At 48.7% G+C, this 18317-nt stretch carries 14 protein-coding genes; 10 read left to right on the forward strand and 4 right to left on the reverse strand.

The window, feature by feature from the left end; genetic code table 11:
* Nucleotides 1-215: 215 nt before the first annotated feature.
* From CIK99_RS00870 to CIK99_RS00880, 3 genes are all read right to left on the reverse strand, one after another.
* Nucleotides 216-1118 carry an Rpn family recombination-promoting nuclease/putative transposase gene (locus CIK99_RS00870; protein WP_094378814.1) on the reverse strand — a complete coding sequence of 301 codons (903 nt, stop codon included), beginning with the start codon at nt 1116-1118 and terminating at the stop codon, nt 216-218.
* Nucleotides 1119-1749: 631 nt separating this feature from the next.
* Nucleotides 1750-1950, reverse strand: a complete 201-nt coding sequence (locus CIK99_RS00875) for a hypothetical protein (RefSeq protein ID WP_094378816.1) — start codon at nt 1948-1950, stop codon at nt 1750-1752.
* Nucleotides 1951-1961: 11 nt separating this feature from the next.
* Entirely contained in the window at nt 1962-3572 is a 1611-nt protein-coding gene (locus CIK99_RS00880) for a carboxylesterase/lipase family protein (RefSeq protein ID WP_094378818.1), read from the reverse strand.
* Between the two features lie 161 nt (nt 3573-3733).
* On the opposite strand from CIK99_RS00880, the gene CIK99_RS00885 reads away from it, so the two are divergent.
* The 10 genes from CIK99_RS00885 to CIK99_RS00930 all read left to right on the forward strand — a co-directional run bounded on the left by CIK99_RS00885 (nt 3734) and on the right by CIK99_RS00930 (nt 14279).
* Nucleotides 3734-4336, forward strand: a complete 603-nt coding sequence (locus CIK99_RS00885; RefSeq protein ID WP_094378820.1) for a flavin reductase — start codon at nt 3734-3736, stop codon at nt 4334-4336.
* 266 nt (nt 4337-4602) lie between these two features.
* Entirely contained in the window at nt 4603-5067 is a 465-nt protein-coding gene (locus CIK99_RS00890; protein WP_094378822.1) for an AraC family transcriptional regulator, read from the forward strand.
* A 10-nt stretch (nt 5068-5077) separates the two neighbouring features.
* On the forward strand, nt 5078-7057 hold the full coding sequence (locus tag CIK99_RS00895) for a dihydrofolate reductase (RefSeq protein WP_094378824.1): 1980 nt from the start codon (nt 5078-5080) through the stop codon (nt 7055-7057).
* Nucleotides 7058-7244: 187 nt separating this feature from the next.
* A complete protein-coding gene (locus tag CIK99_RS00900; RefSeq protein WP_094379073.1) occupies nt 7245-7871 on the forward strand; it encodes a peptidase in 627 nt (208 codons plus the stop codon).
* Nucleotides 7872-7935: 64 nt separating this feature from the next.
* Nucleotides 7936-8409 carry a Fur family transcriptional regulator gene (locus CIK99_RS00905; protein WP_094378826.1) on the forward strand — a complete coding sequence of 158 codons (474 nt, stop codon included), beginning with the start codon at nt 7936-7938 and terminating at the stop codon, nt 8407-8409.
* Between the two features lie 18 nt (nt 8410-8427).
* Nucleotides 8428-9699 carry an adenylosuccinate synthase gene (locus CIK99_RS00910; protein ID WP_094378828.1) on the forward strand — a complete coding sequence of 424 codons (1272 nt, stop codon included), beginning with the start codon at nt 8428-8430 and terminating at the stop codon, nt 9697-9699.
* Nucleotides 9700-9715: 16 nt separating this feature from the next.
* Complete coding sequence (gene hisS / locus CIK99_RS00915; RefSeq protein ID WP_094378830.1) at nt 9716-11077, forward strand: histidine--tRNA ligase; 1362 nt, start codon at nt 9716-9718, stop codon at nt 11075-11077.
* 21 nt (nt 11078-11098) lie between these two features.
* Nucleotides 11099-12115, forward strand: coding sequence for a rhamnogalacturonan acetylesterase (locus CIK99_RS00920; RefSeq protein WP_254047675.1), 1017 nt, complete (start codon nt 11099-11101; stop codon nt 12113-12115).
* 118 nt (nt 12116-12233) lie between these two features.
* The gene (locus tag CIK99_RS00925; RefSeq protein ID WP_094378832.1) at nt 12234-12788 is read left to right on the forward strand and encodes an NADH peroxidase; all 555 of its coding nucleotides are present in this window, start codon (nt 12234-12236) and stop codon (nt 12786-12788) included.
* Nucleotides 12789-12839: 51 nt separating this feature from the next.
* Entirely contained in the window at nt 12840-14279 is a 1440-nt protein-coding gene (locus CIK99_RS00930) for a hypothetical protein (protein ID WP_094378834.1), read from the forward strand.
* Between the two features lie 32 nt (nt 14280-14311).
* On the opposite strand, the gene CIK99_RS00935 is transcribed toward CIK99_RS00930, so the two are convergent.
* Nucleotides 14312-18316, reverse strand: coding sequence for an amino acid adenylation domain-containing protein (locus CIK99_RS00935; RefSeq protein ID WP_094378836.1), 4005 nt, complete (start codon nt 18314-18316; stop codon nt 14312-14314).
* Nucleotide 18317 lies beyond the last annotated feature (1 nt).

An 18317-nucleotide genomic window follows, 5' to 3' on the forward strand; every position in this document is an offset into this window, starting at 1 on the left:
ATGAAAAGCAGGGACGAAGGTCTTAATGTCAACTGGGGTACAATTTGTACCCTGGTTCCGTTGGTCAGCGAAGATGGCAAAAAACACTTGCAATCTATCGTAGAGTGACTGCAATGAAAAGGATTGAAAACGGTCGGATTTGAATCATAGGGGACAGGTACATTGGTTCACTCTTTCGGGTCGATGAACTAAGTGAACCTATCCCTATGATTCGCTTATAGTTTCATTATGTCATTTTCTGACAATCCCGTTGCCTTAATGATATCTGCAATGCTTAAGCCCATCGACTTTAAGTTCTTGGCTGTTAACATAATACCTTCTGCACGACCTTCTGCACGGCCTTTTGCACGGCCTTCTGCACGGCCAATTTCTATGCCTTTTATAACACCCTTTTCCTCCGCTGTGTCCAAACTGTTCTTCATATCACGATAGGCCTTGAGGCTATCCTCGTACTCACGAAGTTCTGTTGGGGTAAATCTTGCTATTTCTGCCACCTGGAACAGACGGTCGAAAATCTTGTCTCGAAGTGCAGCCGGGCGGTCTGTGAGTTTGGCAAGATTCTTCAAGGCGTAAATCCACTTGTCATATAGAGTGACAAGTTCGTCCTCAGTCTTGTTGAACTTGGTCACTTCAACATATATAAACTCCAACTTGTCGTAGAAGACACGCTTTGTTGCGGTGTCGCAGAGCTGAACCTGATGGCTAATTGCCTGTTGGTCAAAGGCTTCTTCATTCATTTCGTAATTGACCAAAGCAACGGTATAGACTGGGTCAAGCTTAAAATCCCAATCTCCCTTAGGTGCCTGTTCGCGTATAGGGTATGTAGAATAGAATACTGTCCTGTCCTTCAAATACTTCTGCGATGCATTCTGCATCTCGACAGTGAACTTCTCTCCATCGACACTCTCACAATAGACGTCAAAAATGGCCTTGCGCTCGGTGTATATGTCACCAACGTGTTCGGAGTTATTGTATTTCAAGTCCTTGATTACCTTACGTCCGGCGAACAGGCAATTAAGGAAATTTATCAGCAGATCCTTGTTGGGGGCTGTGCCGAATATCCGCTTAAAGCCGAAGTCGGTGAGCAAACTGATGTATCTGTCTTCTATTGCTGCCATATCATTATCTCTTTAATTGTTCTTCGGCGGCAAAATTATAAAGAAAATATGAAATCTCCAAATTTTTGGCGGAATTTCTTATGCGCCGGGGGCTTTTTATTACCTTGATTATTAGCCGCTGGCGAGATTCCCACGCTCCCAGTGGCTGCGCTGCGTTACGTAGTAGTTTGCGATATAGGATACTCCAGTTGGTTACAAATTGTAACCAACTGGAGTTATATATAAAATGTGTTTGTTTATTTAGAATAGCTTGACTCTTTCTCTCTTCAGTTCATCGTATAAGTCCACGGGGCTTAACTGCCAATAGTGGGTGTTGGCAGTGGAGTCTATTTCCCTCTATTTATTGACATCTATCATAATTAAGGCTTAATAATTGATATTCATCAATGTATCCGTTGTTTCCACCTATTCCGCCCAACGGTATCAAGAACTTTCCGTATTCTCTCGATATTCTTTTGTTTGGGTTTTGCTAAACCAGAAGCATATTTTAAGCAAATCTCTTGGTGGTTAGAATAATAATATGTATCTTTGCAACAAAAATGAACAACTATGATATACTTGAATCTGTTTCAACGGGAATCTACGGGAAGAAATGATAGACCAGTGGACGACGTGGTGATGAATGTAACGGTTATATAAAACACAGAGACCTCGCCGTGTTTATTTGTTTCATCAAGCGCAGGGCACGATTGTAGTCTTCGTTCATGAAGATGGTGATGTCGTGGGGACTGCGGGTGGTGGAGATGACGACGGAGTATTCTATGCCTCCACCAAAGAGAAGGGTGGAGGCAAGGGCGAGGAAGATGTCTTTTAATATGGTTGTTATCTTCATATCATGTCAAATTATTTCTTCATCAGGCATTTGTCGATGAAGCGATAGCGGGCTTCGACGTCGGGAAGAATCTCCTGGCGCGACTGGCGGTCAATCATCATCACGGGGGCTACAGCCTTGCCGTTGATGGGATCCCATGTGGGCAGACCGAGTCCGTTGGGGTTGCCTGTCTTAATGAAGTTGACGAAGAACTTGAGGAATACCTCTGACACAGCATAGTCGTCGGCTTTCCAGTCGAAGACATCGTTGGTGGGGAGGTTGCCCATCTGATATTCGATGTCGGCGGAGTGGACTGCTCCGGGTGTCGGCGGCATTGCGGGAGCTGAGTCGTCCTTTTTCTGTACCCCGCCTGCAAGGCCTGCCACGAGGTCTTTCTGCTTCATATCAGGACGGGGGTGGCAATACTTGTAGCGATATACGGGCTTGGGACTTGTGCTCTGCTGCATGTCGAGCCATTTCCATGTGGAATAGACTATGAAGATGTCGCCGCCAAGGGCATAGCCGGGCAATCCGAAGATGTCGGCATCGGTGTGTATGCCATATAGGGGCAGCACTTCGCTTGCCTTCACTCCAAGCCAGTTTTCAACGGCAGGGGAGAGGCCGGCGATGGTGGGCGCTCCGCCTGCGAGGAAGGCGAAGGCGGGCATCTCGGCATTGTTGTTGCCGATGAGGCATGGCACTTGTGCCTGTTCGCCTGCAGCATAGATATCCATGGGTTGTTTGGGCATGAAATACCCGTCGATGTTGTATGTGGGCACGCTCTTCACGGCTGCAAGGCGCATGAGTTCGTCGGCTGACAGTTTTCTTAAATCTGCTATTTTCTTATACCCCATGCTCTTCACCTTTTCCACACCGAGCTGTTCAGCCTCCGCGAGAGTCTTCCAACGGTCTTTGCCGAGGACGGAGCCGCTGGAGCCCATAGCCTGTGCGATGATGTTGCGGCTAAGGGGAGAAGCCATCAGAGCACTCACCGACATGGATCCAGCCGATTCACCCATAATGGTGATGCGGTCGGGGTCGCCACCGAAGGCAGAGATATTCTCCTTCACCCACTGTATGGCAGCCACCTGGTCGAGAAAACCATAGTTGCCCGACCCACGATAGGCGGTCTCTTTCGACAACTCGGGATGGGCGAAGAATCCGAAGATGCCTTCGCGGTAGTTGGCGGTGATGGCTACGATGCCGTTGCGGGCGAGTGTCATTCCTGCATAGCGGGGTTCGCTGCCGCTGCCTGCCATTAGTCCGCCGCCGTTGAAGTAGATGAACACGGGCAACTTCTCGTTCCATGTCTTCGACGGGGTCCATATATTAAGGTAGAGGCAGTCTTCGCTCATCTCCTTAGTGCCGAACATCATGTCGCCAAAGAGGTTTTCCTGCATGGGATTTGGACCGAAGTCCTTTGCCTGTCTCACTCCCTCCCATTTCTCCACGGGCTGTGGAGCCTTCCATCTGAGGTTGCCAACTGGTGGTGCAGCAAATGGCACGCCTTTGAATACTTTTACTCCCGAGCAGTCGATGCCCTCGAGGATTCCGTTTACTGTCTGCACCTGTGGTGCTGTCTGTGCTGCCGCTGTGATGTATGTTGCGGCGAGCATGACAATTGATAGAATAATATTTTTCATACTTATTGGTTTATATTACTGTTTTCGGCGGCTAAGTTAATCATTTTCTTTGAATTTTGCAATAAAAAAACAATTTTTTGCTTGTTTTCCCAATAAAAAATATATCTTTGCAAGCGAAACTTGAATTAATTTATAACAAAGTACTTTAAAATAAATAAGAAATGGATAATACCGCATTTTTTAAGCTGTCATACGGACTGTTTGTAGTGACAGCACACGAAGGAGACAAGGACAATGGCTGCATCACCAATACCGTTGTGCAGCAGACCATCACGCCTAACCGTATCTCCGTGACAATAAACAAAAACAACTATACGCACGACATGATAAAGCGTACGGGAGTGTTTAACGTGTCGGTGCTCTCGGAGAAGGCTAAGTTTGAGACGTTTAAGCACTGGGGATTCCAGAGCGGCAAGGATGTAGATAAGACCGTGGGCATCACCTACTTCAGACTGGAGAATGGCGTAATATATATAGTAGATGGTGTCAATGCGGTGATGTGTGCCAAGGTGGAGCAAGAGGTGGATCTTGGCACTCACACCATGTTTATTGCCGAGGTGACCGACGCGTTCAGCACGGAGGAAGACTCTTCAGCCACCTACGCCTTTTACCACAAGAACATCAAGCCCGCACCACAGCCGGCAAAGAAGAAAGGATGGATATGCACGGTGTGTGGATATATCTATGAGGGAGAGGTGCTGCCTGAGGATTTCATCTGTCCTACATGCAAGCATCCTGCCTCTGACTTCAAGAGAATAGAATAAGAGCCGTTGGATGTTAGTTCTTTTCCAACTACGAAGGTGTGAAGGTGGTCATAGCTTTTTCTTACAACTATAGGCGACCTCACACCTTCGCTATTTCTGTTATCGTAGCCAAAAATACCACTATTTATACTCTTTGAGTCCATTATTTCTGCTTTTTAGTGCAAAGTTATATTTTTTTTAGAAAAAAAAAGAATTAAAACGATGAATAATTCAAATATTTTGTGTATTTTTGCCGGTGAATTTATTAATCAAAAATAGTTTAGGTTATGGCTAAGTATAATATTACCGAGAAGAAAGAGAAGGAAGCGGCCTACAGAACACTGGTCAATCCTCAGTTGATGGACGAGATGAAGGAAAAGATTCTCGACATTATCGTGATGAAGAAAAAGTATAAGGACAAGGACTATTCCGCAAAGAAACTCGCGGAAGACCTTGGCACTAACACAAGGTATATCTCTGCAGTAGTCAACGTAAGATTTCACATGAACTACACGTCGTTTGTTAACAAGTTCCGCATTGAGGAGGCAATGACGATACTTACCGACAGACGATACCAAGACCTGAATATGGAAGAGGTGAGCGACATGGTGGGCTTTGCCAACAGACAGTCGTTCTACGCCTCGTTCTATAAGATAATGAACATGACGCCACGCGACTATCGCCTGCAGCACCAGGAGCACCAGGCAAAGGCCAAGGCTGCACGCCTGAAGAAGAGACAAGACGAAGAATAAGAGAGGACTGATGGACGTGAAAAAGGACGGTGAGGAACTGATGTATGTTGACGAACGTTTTGCCGACGTGCAGATACTCAGATACTATGTAAGAGGATATGATGATCTCACGGACGAGCAAAAGCTATATACCTATTACTTGGCTGACGCCATGAAGTGGGGACGGGATATAATATACGATCAGAACTGCAAGTACAATCTGAAGATACGCACGGCGCTTGAGGCTATATACACCGACGGGCATACCGACCGCGACAGCGGGGAGTATAAGGCCCTGGAGCTGTATCTAAAGCAGGTGTGGTTTGCCAACGGCATCCACCACCACTACAGCATGGACAAGTTTGTGCCAGGTTTTTCTGAAGGATACTTCCGCAGAGTGGCACCGGCAGCCTGCAGACGCATGCTGCCCCATCTCGGCGCCGACGAGATTGACGCGATGATAGACGAGATATCACCCGTGATCTTCGACCCGCAGATGATGGCGAAGAGGGTGAACAAAGCCCCCGGATGCGACCTTGTTGCCACCTCGGCATGCAACTACTACGACGGGGTGAAGCAGGAGGAGGCTGAGCGGTTCTATGCAGAGAAGAAAGCTTCGTGGACAAAGAATGCCCCTTCGTTCGGACTCAACTCACGACTGGTGAAGGATGAGAACGGCATACACGAGGAGGTGTGGGGAAGGCATGGAAAGTATGGAAAGTTGATAGACAAGATTTGCATCAACCTCGAGAAGGCACGACAATATGCCGAGAACAACCGGCAACGGAAGGTAATAGACCTGCTCGTGAAATACTACGAGACAGGCGACCTCAGCGTCTTCGACGACTATTCGATTGAATGGCTGAAGGAGACGGAGGGAAAGATTGACTTCATCAACGGATTTATTGAGGTTTATGGCGACCCCCTCGGACTGAAAGGTTCATGGGAGGGACTGTTAGAGATGGTGGACGAGGAAGCCACAAAACGATGCCAGAAGATAAGCGACAACGCACAGTGGTTTGAGGACCACTCGCCAGTAGATGAGCGATTCCGCAAGGCTGAGGTGAAAGGCGTGGTGGCAAAGGCCGTGCAGGCGTTAGCTCTCGGCGGCGACGAATATCCCTCGACTGCCATTGGCATCAACCTGCCCAACGCCGACTGGATACGTGCTCAGCATGGCAGCAAGAGCGTTACTATAAGCAATATCACCGAGGCATATAATGTGGCTGCAAGAGGTAATGGAATGCTGGAGGAGTTTGTGTGTGATGAGTTGACAGTGAAGATGATACGACGTTATGGCGACCGTTGCGACGAACTACATACCGACCTTCATGAGTGTCTCGGACATGGTAGCGGACAACTGCTGCCTGGCACCGACCCAGACGCACTGAAGGCCTATGGCAATACGATAGAAGAGGCCCGCGCCGACCTGTTTGCACTCTATTATATAGCCGATGAGAAACTCGTGGAACTCGGTCTGCTGGAAGATAGGGAGGCATACAAGTCGAACTATTACACCTATATGATGAACGGACTGATGACTCAGCTCGTTAGAATAAAGCCAGGCTGCCAAATAGAGGAGGCACACATGCGCAACAGGGCTCTAATAGCACGGTGGTGTATGGCAAATGGCGACGCAGTGAGAATGGTGAAAAGAGACGGGAAGACCGTCGTGGTGGTAAACGACTACGAGGGTCTGCGCCAGCAGATAGCACAGTTGCTCGCTGAGATGCAGCGTATAAAGAGCGAAGGCGACTACGATGCCGCCAAAGCCCTCGTGGAGGAATATGGCGTGAAGATAGACCCGCAGTTGCACGAGGAGGTGCTTGACAGATACCACCGCCTTGACATCGCTCCGTATAAGGGATTCCTTAATCCCGACTTTATTGTCGGGGGTGATACACGTCAGGAAGAACCGACGCTGAAGACTGCAAAAGACATAAGGCTTAGTTACAAGACGACCTTCGTGGAGCAGATGTTGGAGTATAGTAGGAGGTATAACGGGAACTGATGGCTGATTGCTGATGACTGATTGCTGATGTTCGCCGTTGTAGGGTCTTTACTTTATGTAAGACCGCAACCCGATTAGCATCGTCTGTTGTGACAGATATTTCGGCGGTTTTGAGATGGATTTTTGGCGAGCATTTTGACCCTTTTGCAGCGGAATGCTGTTACCAAATAAATATATTTATTTTTTGATGAGAAATAACGAAGAGATAAACGAGAAAGTGAAGGAGATAAAGAGGTCGTTCCGACTGATGATGGACGGAGTGGCCTCGCAGTCGATGCGCGAGAAAGGACTGAACTACCACGTCAATTGGGGCGCGTCGATACCCATGCTCAAGCAGAAGGCGGCGGAGATAGGCAAGGACTATGACCTCTCCATAGCCTTGTGGAAAGAAAATGTGCGCGAGTGTAAGATACTCGCCACGATGATAATGCCTGCCGATGTGATACTGCCCGAGGTGGTGGATATATGGATGGAGCAGACACCGTCGCAGGAGATAGCCGAGATGGCTTCGTTCCATCTATACCAGCACCTGCCCTTTGCCGCCGAGAAAGCGTATATGTGGATAGCGTCGGCGACAGAGATGCAACAGCTCTGCGGCTTTCACGTGCTCTCCCGTATCTTCGGTCGCGGTCAGGAACCCAACGAGCGAGGCATCAACGAGTTTCTCGACCAGGCGCTTGCTGCCCTCCAAGGACCCTCGTTGGCGGTGCGCAAGGCAGCCCTTTCAGCCTTGCTAAGGTTTGCTGATTTGGGTCTTGTATATGAAAGATTGGCTAAAACTGCCGCAAAAAGCATTAATTTAGACGTTTTTTAGGCCATAATGTTTTGTATGTCCCAAAAAATATGTAATTTTGCGCTTGAATTTTAAAGCAAACCCGATGAAACAGGACGAAGCTAAGGTGAGGGCATTGGAGATACTCGACGGTTTTCTCGAGCAGAACAAACATAGAAAGACTTCGGAGCGATATGCCATACTCGACGCGGTGGCAGCGATGCGCGACAACTTCACGCTGGAAGAGCTCGGCAGAAAACTGATGAACGATTTGCGCTTCCCCGTAAGCCGGGGCACTCTATATAACACGCTCAACCTGTTTGTGAAGTTGAGAATAGTGATGCGTCACCGCATCTTGAATGTCACCTCATATGAGTTCTGCCGTAACGAAGGACGCAGCATAAAAATGGTGTGCTCTACGTGCGGCAAGGTGTCGTTGATGAAGTCGCAAGTGATTGATAACACCATAGACACACTGCATATGAAGCGATTCAAATGTGACAGTTATGCACTCTATCTGTATGGCATATGCAGCACATGCCAGGCAAAGATGACGAGGACTAAAAAGAAGGATAATTAAAAATATATCTATACAAATATGAATAAAGGTAAAGTTGACGTCCTGCTCGGACTGCAGTGGGGCGACGAAGGCAAAGGAAAGGTCGTTGACGTGCTGACACCACAATACGACGTAGTGGCACGCTTCCAGGGTGGTCCTAACGCTGGACACACGTTGGAGTTTGAAGGAGAGAAATATGTACTCCGTAGCATACCCTCAGGTATATTCCAAGGAGGAAAGGTAAACATCATAGGCAATGGCGTGGTGCTGGCACCAGACCTGTTTATGGACGAGGCAAAAGCCCTTGAGGCTACAGGCCACAACCTGCGTGAGCGTCTTCACATATCACGCAAGGCACATCTTATCATGCCTACACACCGCGTGCTCGACGCTGCCTATGAGGCTGCCAAAGGAAAGAGCAAGGTGGGCACCACGGGAAAGGGCATCGGTCCTACATATACCGACAAGGTGTCGCGTACGGGACTACGCGTGGGAGATATCTTCGACGATTTCAACCGTAAGTATGCCGAGCGCAAAGCACGTCATGAGGAGATTCTGAAGTCGATGGGCTTCGAGTATGACATCACCGAGGTGGAGAAGAAATGGATGGAAGGCATAGAGTATCTCAGACAGTTCCCCGTGGTGGATTCAGAACACGAGATAAACGGACTGCTGCGTGAAGGAAAGTCGATACTCTGCGAGGGTGCTCAGGGCACACTGCTCGACGTGGATTTCGGTAGCTATCCCTTCGTCACCTCATCGAACACCATCTGTGCAGGAGCCTGCACCGGACTGGGTATAGGACCGAACAAGATAGGCGAGGTGTATGGAATCATGAAGGCATACTGCACACGCGTGGGAGCAGGACCATTCCCTACAGAACTCTTCGACGAGACAGGAGCCACCATACGACAGATAGGACATGAGTATGGAGCAGTGACAGGACGCGAGCGCCGTTGCGGATGGATAGACCTCGTGGCACTGCGCTACTCGATTATGGTCAACGGCGTGACACAGCTCATCATGATGAAGAGCGACGTGCTCGACGGCTTCGACACTATCAAAGCATGTGTGGCATACAAGCAGAACGGCAAGGAGATCAACTACTTCCCGTACAATATCGAAGAAGGAATAGAGCCTGTGTATGTAGAACTGCCAGGATGGAAGACCGACATGACACAGTTTACGTCAGAGGAGCAGTTCCCAGAGGCCTTCAGCAACTATATCAAGTTCCTTGAAGAGCAGCTCGAGACCCCGATAAAGATTATCTCTATCGGTCCGGATCGTGCACAGACCATAGTAAGAAAATAACAATCAAGAAGAGATAATGGCTCAGAAACCAAGCATTCCAAAAGGAACACGCGACTTCTCCCCAGTGGAGATGGCAAAGCGTAACTATATCTTCGACATCATACGCGAGGTGTATGCTCTCTATGGCTTCCTGCAGATAGAGACACCTGCCATGGAGACACTGCAGACCCTGATGGGCAAATATGGCGAGGAAGGCGACAAACTGCTGTTTAAGATACTCAACAGCGGCGACTATCTCAACAAAATCTCTGATGAGGACCTCATGGAACGGAATACCTTGAAGCTCGCCGCACGGCTCTGCGAGAAAGGACTGCGCTACGACCTCACCGTGCCCTTTGCACGATATGTGGTGATGCATCGCGACGAACTGCAGCTGCCGTTCAAGAGGTATCAGATACAGCCGGTATGGCGTGCCGACCGTCCGCAGAAGGGACGCTATCGCGAGTTTTATCAGTGTGATGCTGACGTGGTGGGCAGCGACTCGCTGATGAATGAGGTGGAGCTGATGCAGATAGTTGACACGGTATTCTCGCGATTCGGCGTGAGGGTGCAGATACTCATCAACAACCGGAAGATTCTCACCGGCATCGCCGAAGTGATTGGCGAGGCAGATAAGATAGTGGATATCACGGTGGCAATAGACAAGCTCGATAAGATAGGCATTGACAACGTCAACGACGAATTACGTGCCGACGGCATCAGCGAGGAGGCGATAGAGAAGCTACAGCCCATCATCAACCTCACGGGTACTAATGCAGAGAAGCTGAACGTCATTGCCGACGTGCTCGCATCGAGCGAGACAGGCCTGAAGGGCGTGGAGGAGACAAGATACATACTTGACACCCTCCAGCAGGTGGGACTAAACAATGAGATAAAGCTCGACCTGACCCTCGCACGCGGTCTTAACTACTACACCGGAGCCATCTTTGAGGTGAAGGCATTGGACACTCCAATGGGCAGCATCACCGGCGGAGGACGCTACGACAACCTCACAGGTATCTTCGGTATGCCTGGCATCAGTGGAGTGGGTATCTCGTTTGGTGCAGACCGCATCTTCGACGTGCTCAACGCCCTCGACCTCTATCCAAAGGAGGCGGTAAGCAGCACCCAACTGCTCTTTGTGAATTTCGGCGAACGCGAGACGGCATACTGTTTGCCCATCGTGGCAAAGGCTCGCAAGGCGGGCATACGTACAGAGATGTATCCCGACGCGGCAAAGATGAAGAAGCAGATGAGCTATGCAAACGCCAAGGGCATCGCCTATGTGGCGATAGCCGGCGAAAACGAGATGGCCGAAGGTAAGGTGATGTTGAAGAATATGACCACCGGCGAGCAGGCGTTGGTGACTCCCGACGAACTGTTGGGCATGATAAGATAAGCATCAAAGTCGAAAGAAAACATGATGAAGAGACTTAAGAATTATATGATAGGCAGTATGGCAGCAGTTGTTGCCTGCTGCCTTTTCTTGTCGTTAAAGACAGAGGAACGCTTCCGCGTGTTTATGATAGGTGACTCGACGATGGCAAACAAACAGTACGAGAAGACGCCTGAAAGAGGGTGGGGCATGGTGCTCCAGTGCTTCTTCGACGACGAGGTGGTTATAGACAACCATGCTGTCAACGGCCGCTCGTCGAAAAGCTTCATAGCAGAGGGACGCTGGCAAAAGGTGATAGACCAGGTGAAGCCGGGCGACTATGTGGTGATACAGTTTGGCCACAACGACGAGAAGCCCCAGCCCGAACGACATACCGACCCTGGCACGACGTTTGACGCCAACCTGAGACGCTTTGTGGTGGAGACACGCGAGAAGGGCGGCATACCGATACTGATGAATGCCGTGGTGAGACGCAACTTCGTAGTGGAAAAGGTGAAGAACGACGACGACGAGAAGCTGCGCCTTATTGACGCACAGGCGAAGAACGACGTGATAGAAGACGACACACTGCGCGACACCCACGGGAAGTATCTCGACTCGCCACGCGACGTGGCAAAAGAGCAAGGCTGCGTGTTTATAGACGCCAACCGCATCACGCATGAGTTGGAACAGTCGTTGGGACGCGAGGCATCGAAGAAGCTGCACATGTGGTATGAGCCCGGCGAGACGAGTCTGATACCTAACGGACGACGCGACAACACACATTATAATATATATGGTGCGCATGTGGTGGCTCGGCTCTTGGCCAAGGCTATGGGCCACGAGGTGAAACAGCTGCGCCGGCATCTCGTAAACTACGACATGGCAGTGTCAAAAAACGGACAAGGCGACTATTTCACCATAGAAGAAGCGCTTGCCGCCATACCAGAAGGAAAGAAGACCACCATCCAGATACTGGGAGGCGAGTGGCAACGACCGGTAGTACCAAAGGCAAAGAAGGTAAAATTTGTGTTGCGTAATGGTGCAAAATGGAAAAAATAATGTAAAATACAGCAAAAAAATAAAGAAAAACTTGTAAGAATACCTATTTTTTAGTATATTTGCATCAAGTTTTCGGAAAGGTAAAAACAAAAACATTAACTTATAAAGAACATTTATTATGAAGAAAAAGTTTATCTGTTCAGTTTGCGGATACATCTACGAAGGTGAGACCGCTCCAGAGAAGTGTCCATTGTGTAAGGCTCCAGCTGAGAAGTTCTCTGAGCTTAAAGACAACGGCGAGGCTAACTTCGCTACAGTACACGTGCTCGGCGCAGCCCGCAACGAGGGTGCTAACGAGGAAATGATCAAGGACCTTGAGGCTCACTTCAACGGCGAGTGCACAGAGGTAGGAATGTATCTTGCAATGAGCCGCCAGGCTGATCGCGAGGGTTATCCAGAAATAGCTGAGGCTTACAAGCGTTACGCCTTCGAGGAGGCAGAGCACGCTTCTAAGTTTGCTGAGCTGCTGGGCGACGTCCTCGGTGACACCAAGGCAAACCTCGAGGCACGTATCGCTGCAGAGAAGGGCGCATGTGAGGATAAGTTCCGCATCGCAAAGAACGCCAAGGCTGCCGGTATGGATGCAACACACGATACAGTACACGAGATGGCAAAGGACGAGGCTCGTCACTGCGCTGGCTTCATGGGTCTGTACAAGCGTTATTTCAAGTAATCTTATTGCTGAAATACAATAAATGGAGAAAAAAGCCGTTTCATTATATAGATGAAACGGCTTTTTTATATCCTAATGGCTGCCATGGCTCTTGTCGCCGGGGCATGCTCTGACGACTCGTTTACCACGAGCCGAAAATATCTGTTGTCTTTTTCCACCGACACGCTCACGATGGACACTGTGTTTAGTGGTGTACCCTCATCGACATATTCTTTTATGGTGTATAACCGCAACGACAAGGCTTTGCGTATCAACCAGGCACGTCTGATGCGTGGCAACCAGACTGGCTTCAGGGTGAATGTCGATGGACAGTATCTCGACAATGCCAATGGGTCGCAGGCACAAGACTTCGAAGTGCGTGGCGGTGACAGTCTGCGTGTGTTTGTTGAGCTCACCTCGTTTCAGGCTAACAGCGACGTGCCGGAAGTGGTGGAGGACGAACTGCTCTTTGTGCTTGAGAGCGGTGAGCAGCAGAGGATACCGCTCCGTGCCCATTCATGGGACGCTATATGTCTTCGTGACCTGAAGGTGAGCAGGGACACTACCATCACGGCCCTGAAGCCGATAGTGGTGTATGGTGGCATCAGGGTGGATAGCGGTGCCGTGTTGAAGGTGATTTCACCGGCAAACCTCTATTTCCACTATGGTGCAGGCATCGATGTTTATGGTCGTCTCGTGGTGGAGGGCAGGCAGGGCAACGAGGTGGTGATGCGTGGTGACCGTCTCGACCATATGTTCGACTACCTGCCATACGACAGGGTGAGCGGACAATGGCGAGGCATAAGGTTTATGCCCTCATCGACACGAAATGAGATTACCTATGCCGACATACACAGTGCCGACGATGCTCTTGTGTGTGATTCAGCCGCTTTCGACCCGACGGAGTGCAGGCTAAGCCTCACCAATGCCACAATACATAACTGCAATGGATATGGTCTCTCGGCAGTAAGCTCGTATGTGAAGATGGTGAACTGCCAGGTGAGCAACACCTTTGGCGACTGTATATCGGTGGTAGGCGGACGTCTTGAGGTGACATACACCACGGTAGCTCAGTTCTATCCTTTCTCAGCCGACCGTGGTGCAGCCATCAGCTTCTGTGGTTTGGAGACACTCGCTCATAGAGGAAGCATGGAGTGTGTTAACAGTGTGTTCACGGGATATTACGACGATGTGATGATGGGCGACACGCTGATGTATGACTTCCAGTTTACCAACTGTTTCATACGTACACCGGAGATTGCCGACACAGTGTTCCGTGACGCCCATTTCAAGGATGTGGTGTTTGAGTCGCCCGTGGATTCATGTTACGGAAAAAACCATTTCGTATGTGTGGATATAGACCGTCAATACTACGACTTCCATCTCGACTCCCTCTCCGCCCTTCATACCAAAGCCCTCCCCTTGGAGGCTGTCCGCGACGACCGTGACGGTAAGATGCGCGGGACAGAGCCGACCATCGGGTGCTATGAGGGATTTGGAATTAAGGATTAAGGGGTTGGAATTTTGGATCCGGAATTAGGAAGTTATAGCTTCCAGTGTTTTTTTAGGATAGCTATGAACTGTTTCAAGTTACGTTGTTCCCTGAAATACATGTGTGAGCAGTCGATAAAGAATAAGGGTGAATTGGGATAGTGAGTTCTCCAATTCTCAATATTCTCGCTCCATGCCCTACGCAAATTTTTCTTATAGAGTTTTATTTCTTGGGCATTGTCGGTGTTAGGAAGGTTGTCCATGGGTTGGTTGACCATGACATGAACCACAGGACCAGAATAGTTGAGTGGAGGCATCGAGTGATAGATGCTGTCGAAGATCCTGACGCGCTCGGGACTATTGGCATATCCAGCGCCAATATTCAGTCTATTGTATAGAGTCCTGTCGTAGATACCTTCAATATTCAAGACCTGAAGTTTTAGTCCGTCATGGTGCTCTTGCATATATGCCGCCAGGGCAAGGGACAGTTCTGCACCGACACAATAGCCAGTGATAGCAAATATCTCCTTGTCTTTAAGAGCCACGGAGATGATGTCGTCATACACTTGGAGAAGACCGTCAAGCGTCACCTCTTTCTTGTTGAGGAAATGGTTGATGAACGACTCGATGCAGAAGACGGAGAAATGCTTTTCGAGACAGCTTACCACAGGTTCGTTGTAAGGATAGTAGTCAACAAAGCCATTAATGAAGATGATGACTGGTTTGTCAGTATAACTACCCTCGCTCCAGAAATATATTTTTTTGTCAACCTCTTTTTCAAGGTTAGCAATGGTGATGGCATTCTTAACGTCGAAGGTGGTGAAATAAAGGTTTTCGGCAGTTGCTGCCTTGGAAACAAAAGAGGCAATCTTGGCTTCTGTCATACCGTGAAAGAGCTGTGTGTCGGCGGAGATAGACTCATCATGACACATATCTCGAGCTATGCGCAGAAGCTTATGTAGGGTGGAGTTGTCGCTATTTTTGTTGATGGAATCAATGAAAGACGCTAACTCAGAGAGAGAAGCATACTGATAAATGTTGGTGACACTCAAGTTGACGCCCAGACGCTCGTGGATGGCATAGATGAGTTTGATAATGGAGATAGAATCGCCGCCAAGGGATGAGAACGTGTCGGAACGGCCAATGAAATCCACCTTGGTTATGTCGCTCCATATCTTTGCCAAAATCTTCTCGGTGAATGTCACGGGTACGAGATAGTCCTCAATATCCTTGTTTTCGTTGGGAGAAGGGAGTTTGGAACGATCGACCTTCCCGCTCGTATTATATGGGAAGCTCTTCAAAGGAACTATGAAGGCGGGAAGCATATATACTTGCAGATTCTGGGTCAGGTAGAGGCGCAGAGCGTCGATATTAAACGACTTAGGATCCGTTACCTGGATGTAGGCCACGATTGTCTTTATGCCGTCGTTGTCGCGGACGACAGCAACAGCATCGCTTATGCCGTGGCCATAGTTCTTGATTTTCGACTCTATCTCTCCCAATTCGATGCGGAAGCCGTTTATCTTCACCTGAAAGTCAGAACGACCATGAAAAATAAGGTGACCGTTGGGAAGCCGTGCCGCAATATCGCCGCTCTTGTATAATGAAGTGTTGTTGCCGGCAAGGCGGTCTTGCCTGGAGACATAAGGGTTGTCAACAAACTTCCTGGCGTTGAGATCATGAAGGTTGAGATAGCCGCCGGTGAGTTTATGTCCTCCGATATGGAGTTCGCCAATGGCATAGTCTGGAAGGAGATGTAAGTTGTCGTCGAGAACATAACAGGTAACACCGGGCATGTTCATGCCAATGTCGTTGGTGCACGACTCTGCGGATATGATATTATATGTAGTGTCAACGGTGTTTTCAGACGGTCCATATACATTGATCAACGTCCTTCCCTTGCTCCAGAACTCCAAGGCCTCCTTTGTAGTGGTGTCGCCGCCGATGATGATATAGGACAGCGACGGGATATCAACGTGAGGCAGATTAGACAGCATGATGGCCGGAAGAGTAATCAAGGTGATATTGTTACGGAGGAGGAAAGAGACGAGCAGCTGGGAGTCTTTCCTCTCTGTATCTAATGGCAAGTATAGGGTGCAACCGGATGCCAAGGACGGGAATATCTCTACAACAGAAGCATCGAAGACGACATTGATATACTGCATGATGCGTGTTGATAAATTTAGGTTGAGGAGTGAGATATTGTTGGCTATGGTATATGCCAATAACCTATGGCTGATGGGGATACCCTTAGCCATACCAGTGGTGCCCGACGTGTAAATGATATATGCAGTGTCGTCTAACGACGGTGGCTGAAGAGCGAGGGTGTCGTCAGTGTCGGGTATTCGCTTGACGTTTATGGTGGGGAGAGTCTCGAAGCAATCCTCTGTCTCGTCACACACGACGACGAGGGACAGGCGGCAGTCGTCGGCTATATGACGGATGCGGCTCTTGGGGTTGTTACTGTCAAAGGGTACGTAAGTGTTGCCAGACATGAGAATGCCCAGAATGCCGATGATAGTGTCGGCGCTTTTGGGAATGGACAGTCCCACGTTGCTATGAACGATATTCATGCTCCTGAGATGAAGAGCCAGGGCACGGCTCTTATGATAGAGCTCAGAGTAGGAGAGCGACGTGCTATCGTAAACCACTGCCGGCTGTTGGGGAAACGAGTTGACAACAGACTTAAAACGACTCAAGAACGATACGGGCTCTTCTACCTTGTGAAGAAAAGAGTTCTCAATGTCTGTTAGTGCCTTTTCTTTTTCTGGGGAGACTAGACGGATGTCGGAGAGTCTGATATCGGGATTGTCGGCAAACTGACAGAGCACATAAGAGAACAATTGCGTGAGCGACTCTATCAGTTTTCTGTCTATCTTGGGGTTATGTCTGATCTCGCAGCTTACGACACTGTCAGTCTCGATGGAAAGCATGATATCTGTTGACAACGGCATGTGTACATGTTTCCAAAGCCGTGTGGTACAACCCTGAAACTCGAGTTGTATGCTATTGAGACATAGCGGATAGTTGATGCCCACGTTTAGCGGTGTTAATACTCCGTTGTTATTTTCTTGGTGAAACAACTCGCTGAGATGAAAATGGCAGTGAGCCCTCTCGTTGTCCCTGTTTTCGTTAGAGTAAGTGAGAAGGTCGAGGAAAGACTCGAAATCACCGAAGGCGAATCTTATGGGCAGATTATTGATATATGTGCCGTAGATAGCTTTGTCTTTCGGCAACATGTTGAGTGAATGTACCAAAAGCAGTTCGCGCGTGTTGAACATCTTGGATAGGGCAAAAGCCCATGCCGAGGAGTAGATGCGGAAAAGAGTGGTATGAAGGCTTTGGCACAAAGAGGTCAGCCGTTGCTCCAGTGCGGGACTTAAGGTGAAGGGGAACGAATATGACGACTCGTCATCATCAGATATTGACGCCTCTTGCGTCATGGAGATGCTTATGGGCGTATTGGAAATATACTGTCTCCAATATTTCTCATTGTCTTCCTTAGACTGGGAGAAAAGATCTTCTAAGGATGTAGTATGGCAGATGATGTCGTTGGTCTGTGGGCAAGGCGAGTAACGGTGTTCTCTCAGCTGGTTGTAAATGACTGACAACCTGTCGAAGAATAGTCGGGCAGTATTGCCGTCGAGAACGATATGGTGTATGAGATGGAGCAAGAAAAAGTCGTTGCCTGACTTGATGCAATAGAACCGGCACGGAAACTCGCAGTTTAAGTTGAAAGGTCGTTTGGCCAAAGTCTCAATAGCAGAGTCCAGAGAGCCGTATTCGATGATGTCTTTACTGTCCAGGACGTGTAGAGGCACAGCGAAATTATCAGAGTCATGAACGAAATAAACATTGTTGTCAACAACTTGTATGGTAGAGGAAAACGGCAGATATTCGAGCATGATGTTTCTGTAAGTCTCCCTAAGTGTAGAAACAGACAGATCGCCAGAAATCTGAAAAGTGAAGTTTATCTCATTATATTCAGATGAGGGATATTTCAGACAGTCGTCCAAATATAGTTTTTCTTGAAGTATGTTCAATCTTATCTTGTTCATT

Origin of the sequence: Prevotella sp. P5-92 (assembly GCF_002251245.1) — a bacterium.
GTDB lineage: Bacteria > Bacteroidota > Bacteroidia > Bacteroidales > Bacteroidaceae > Prevotella.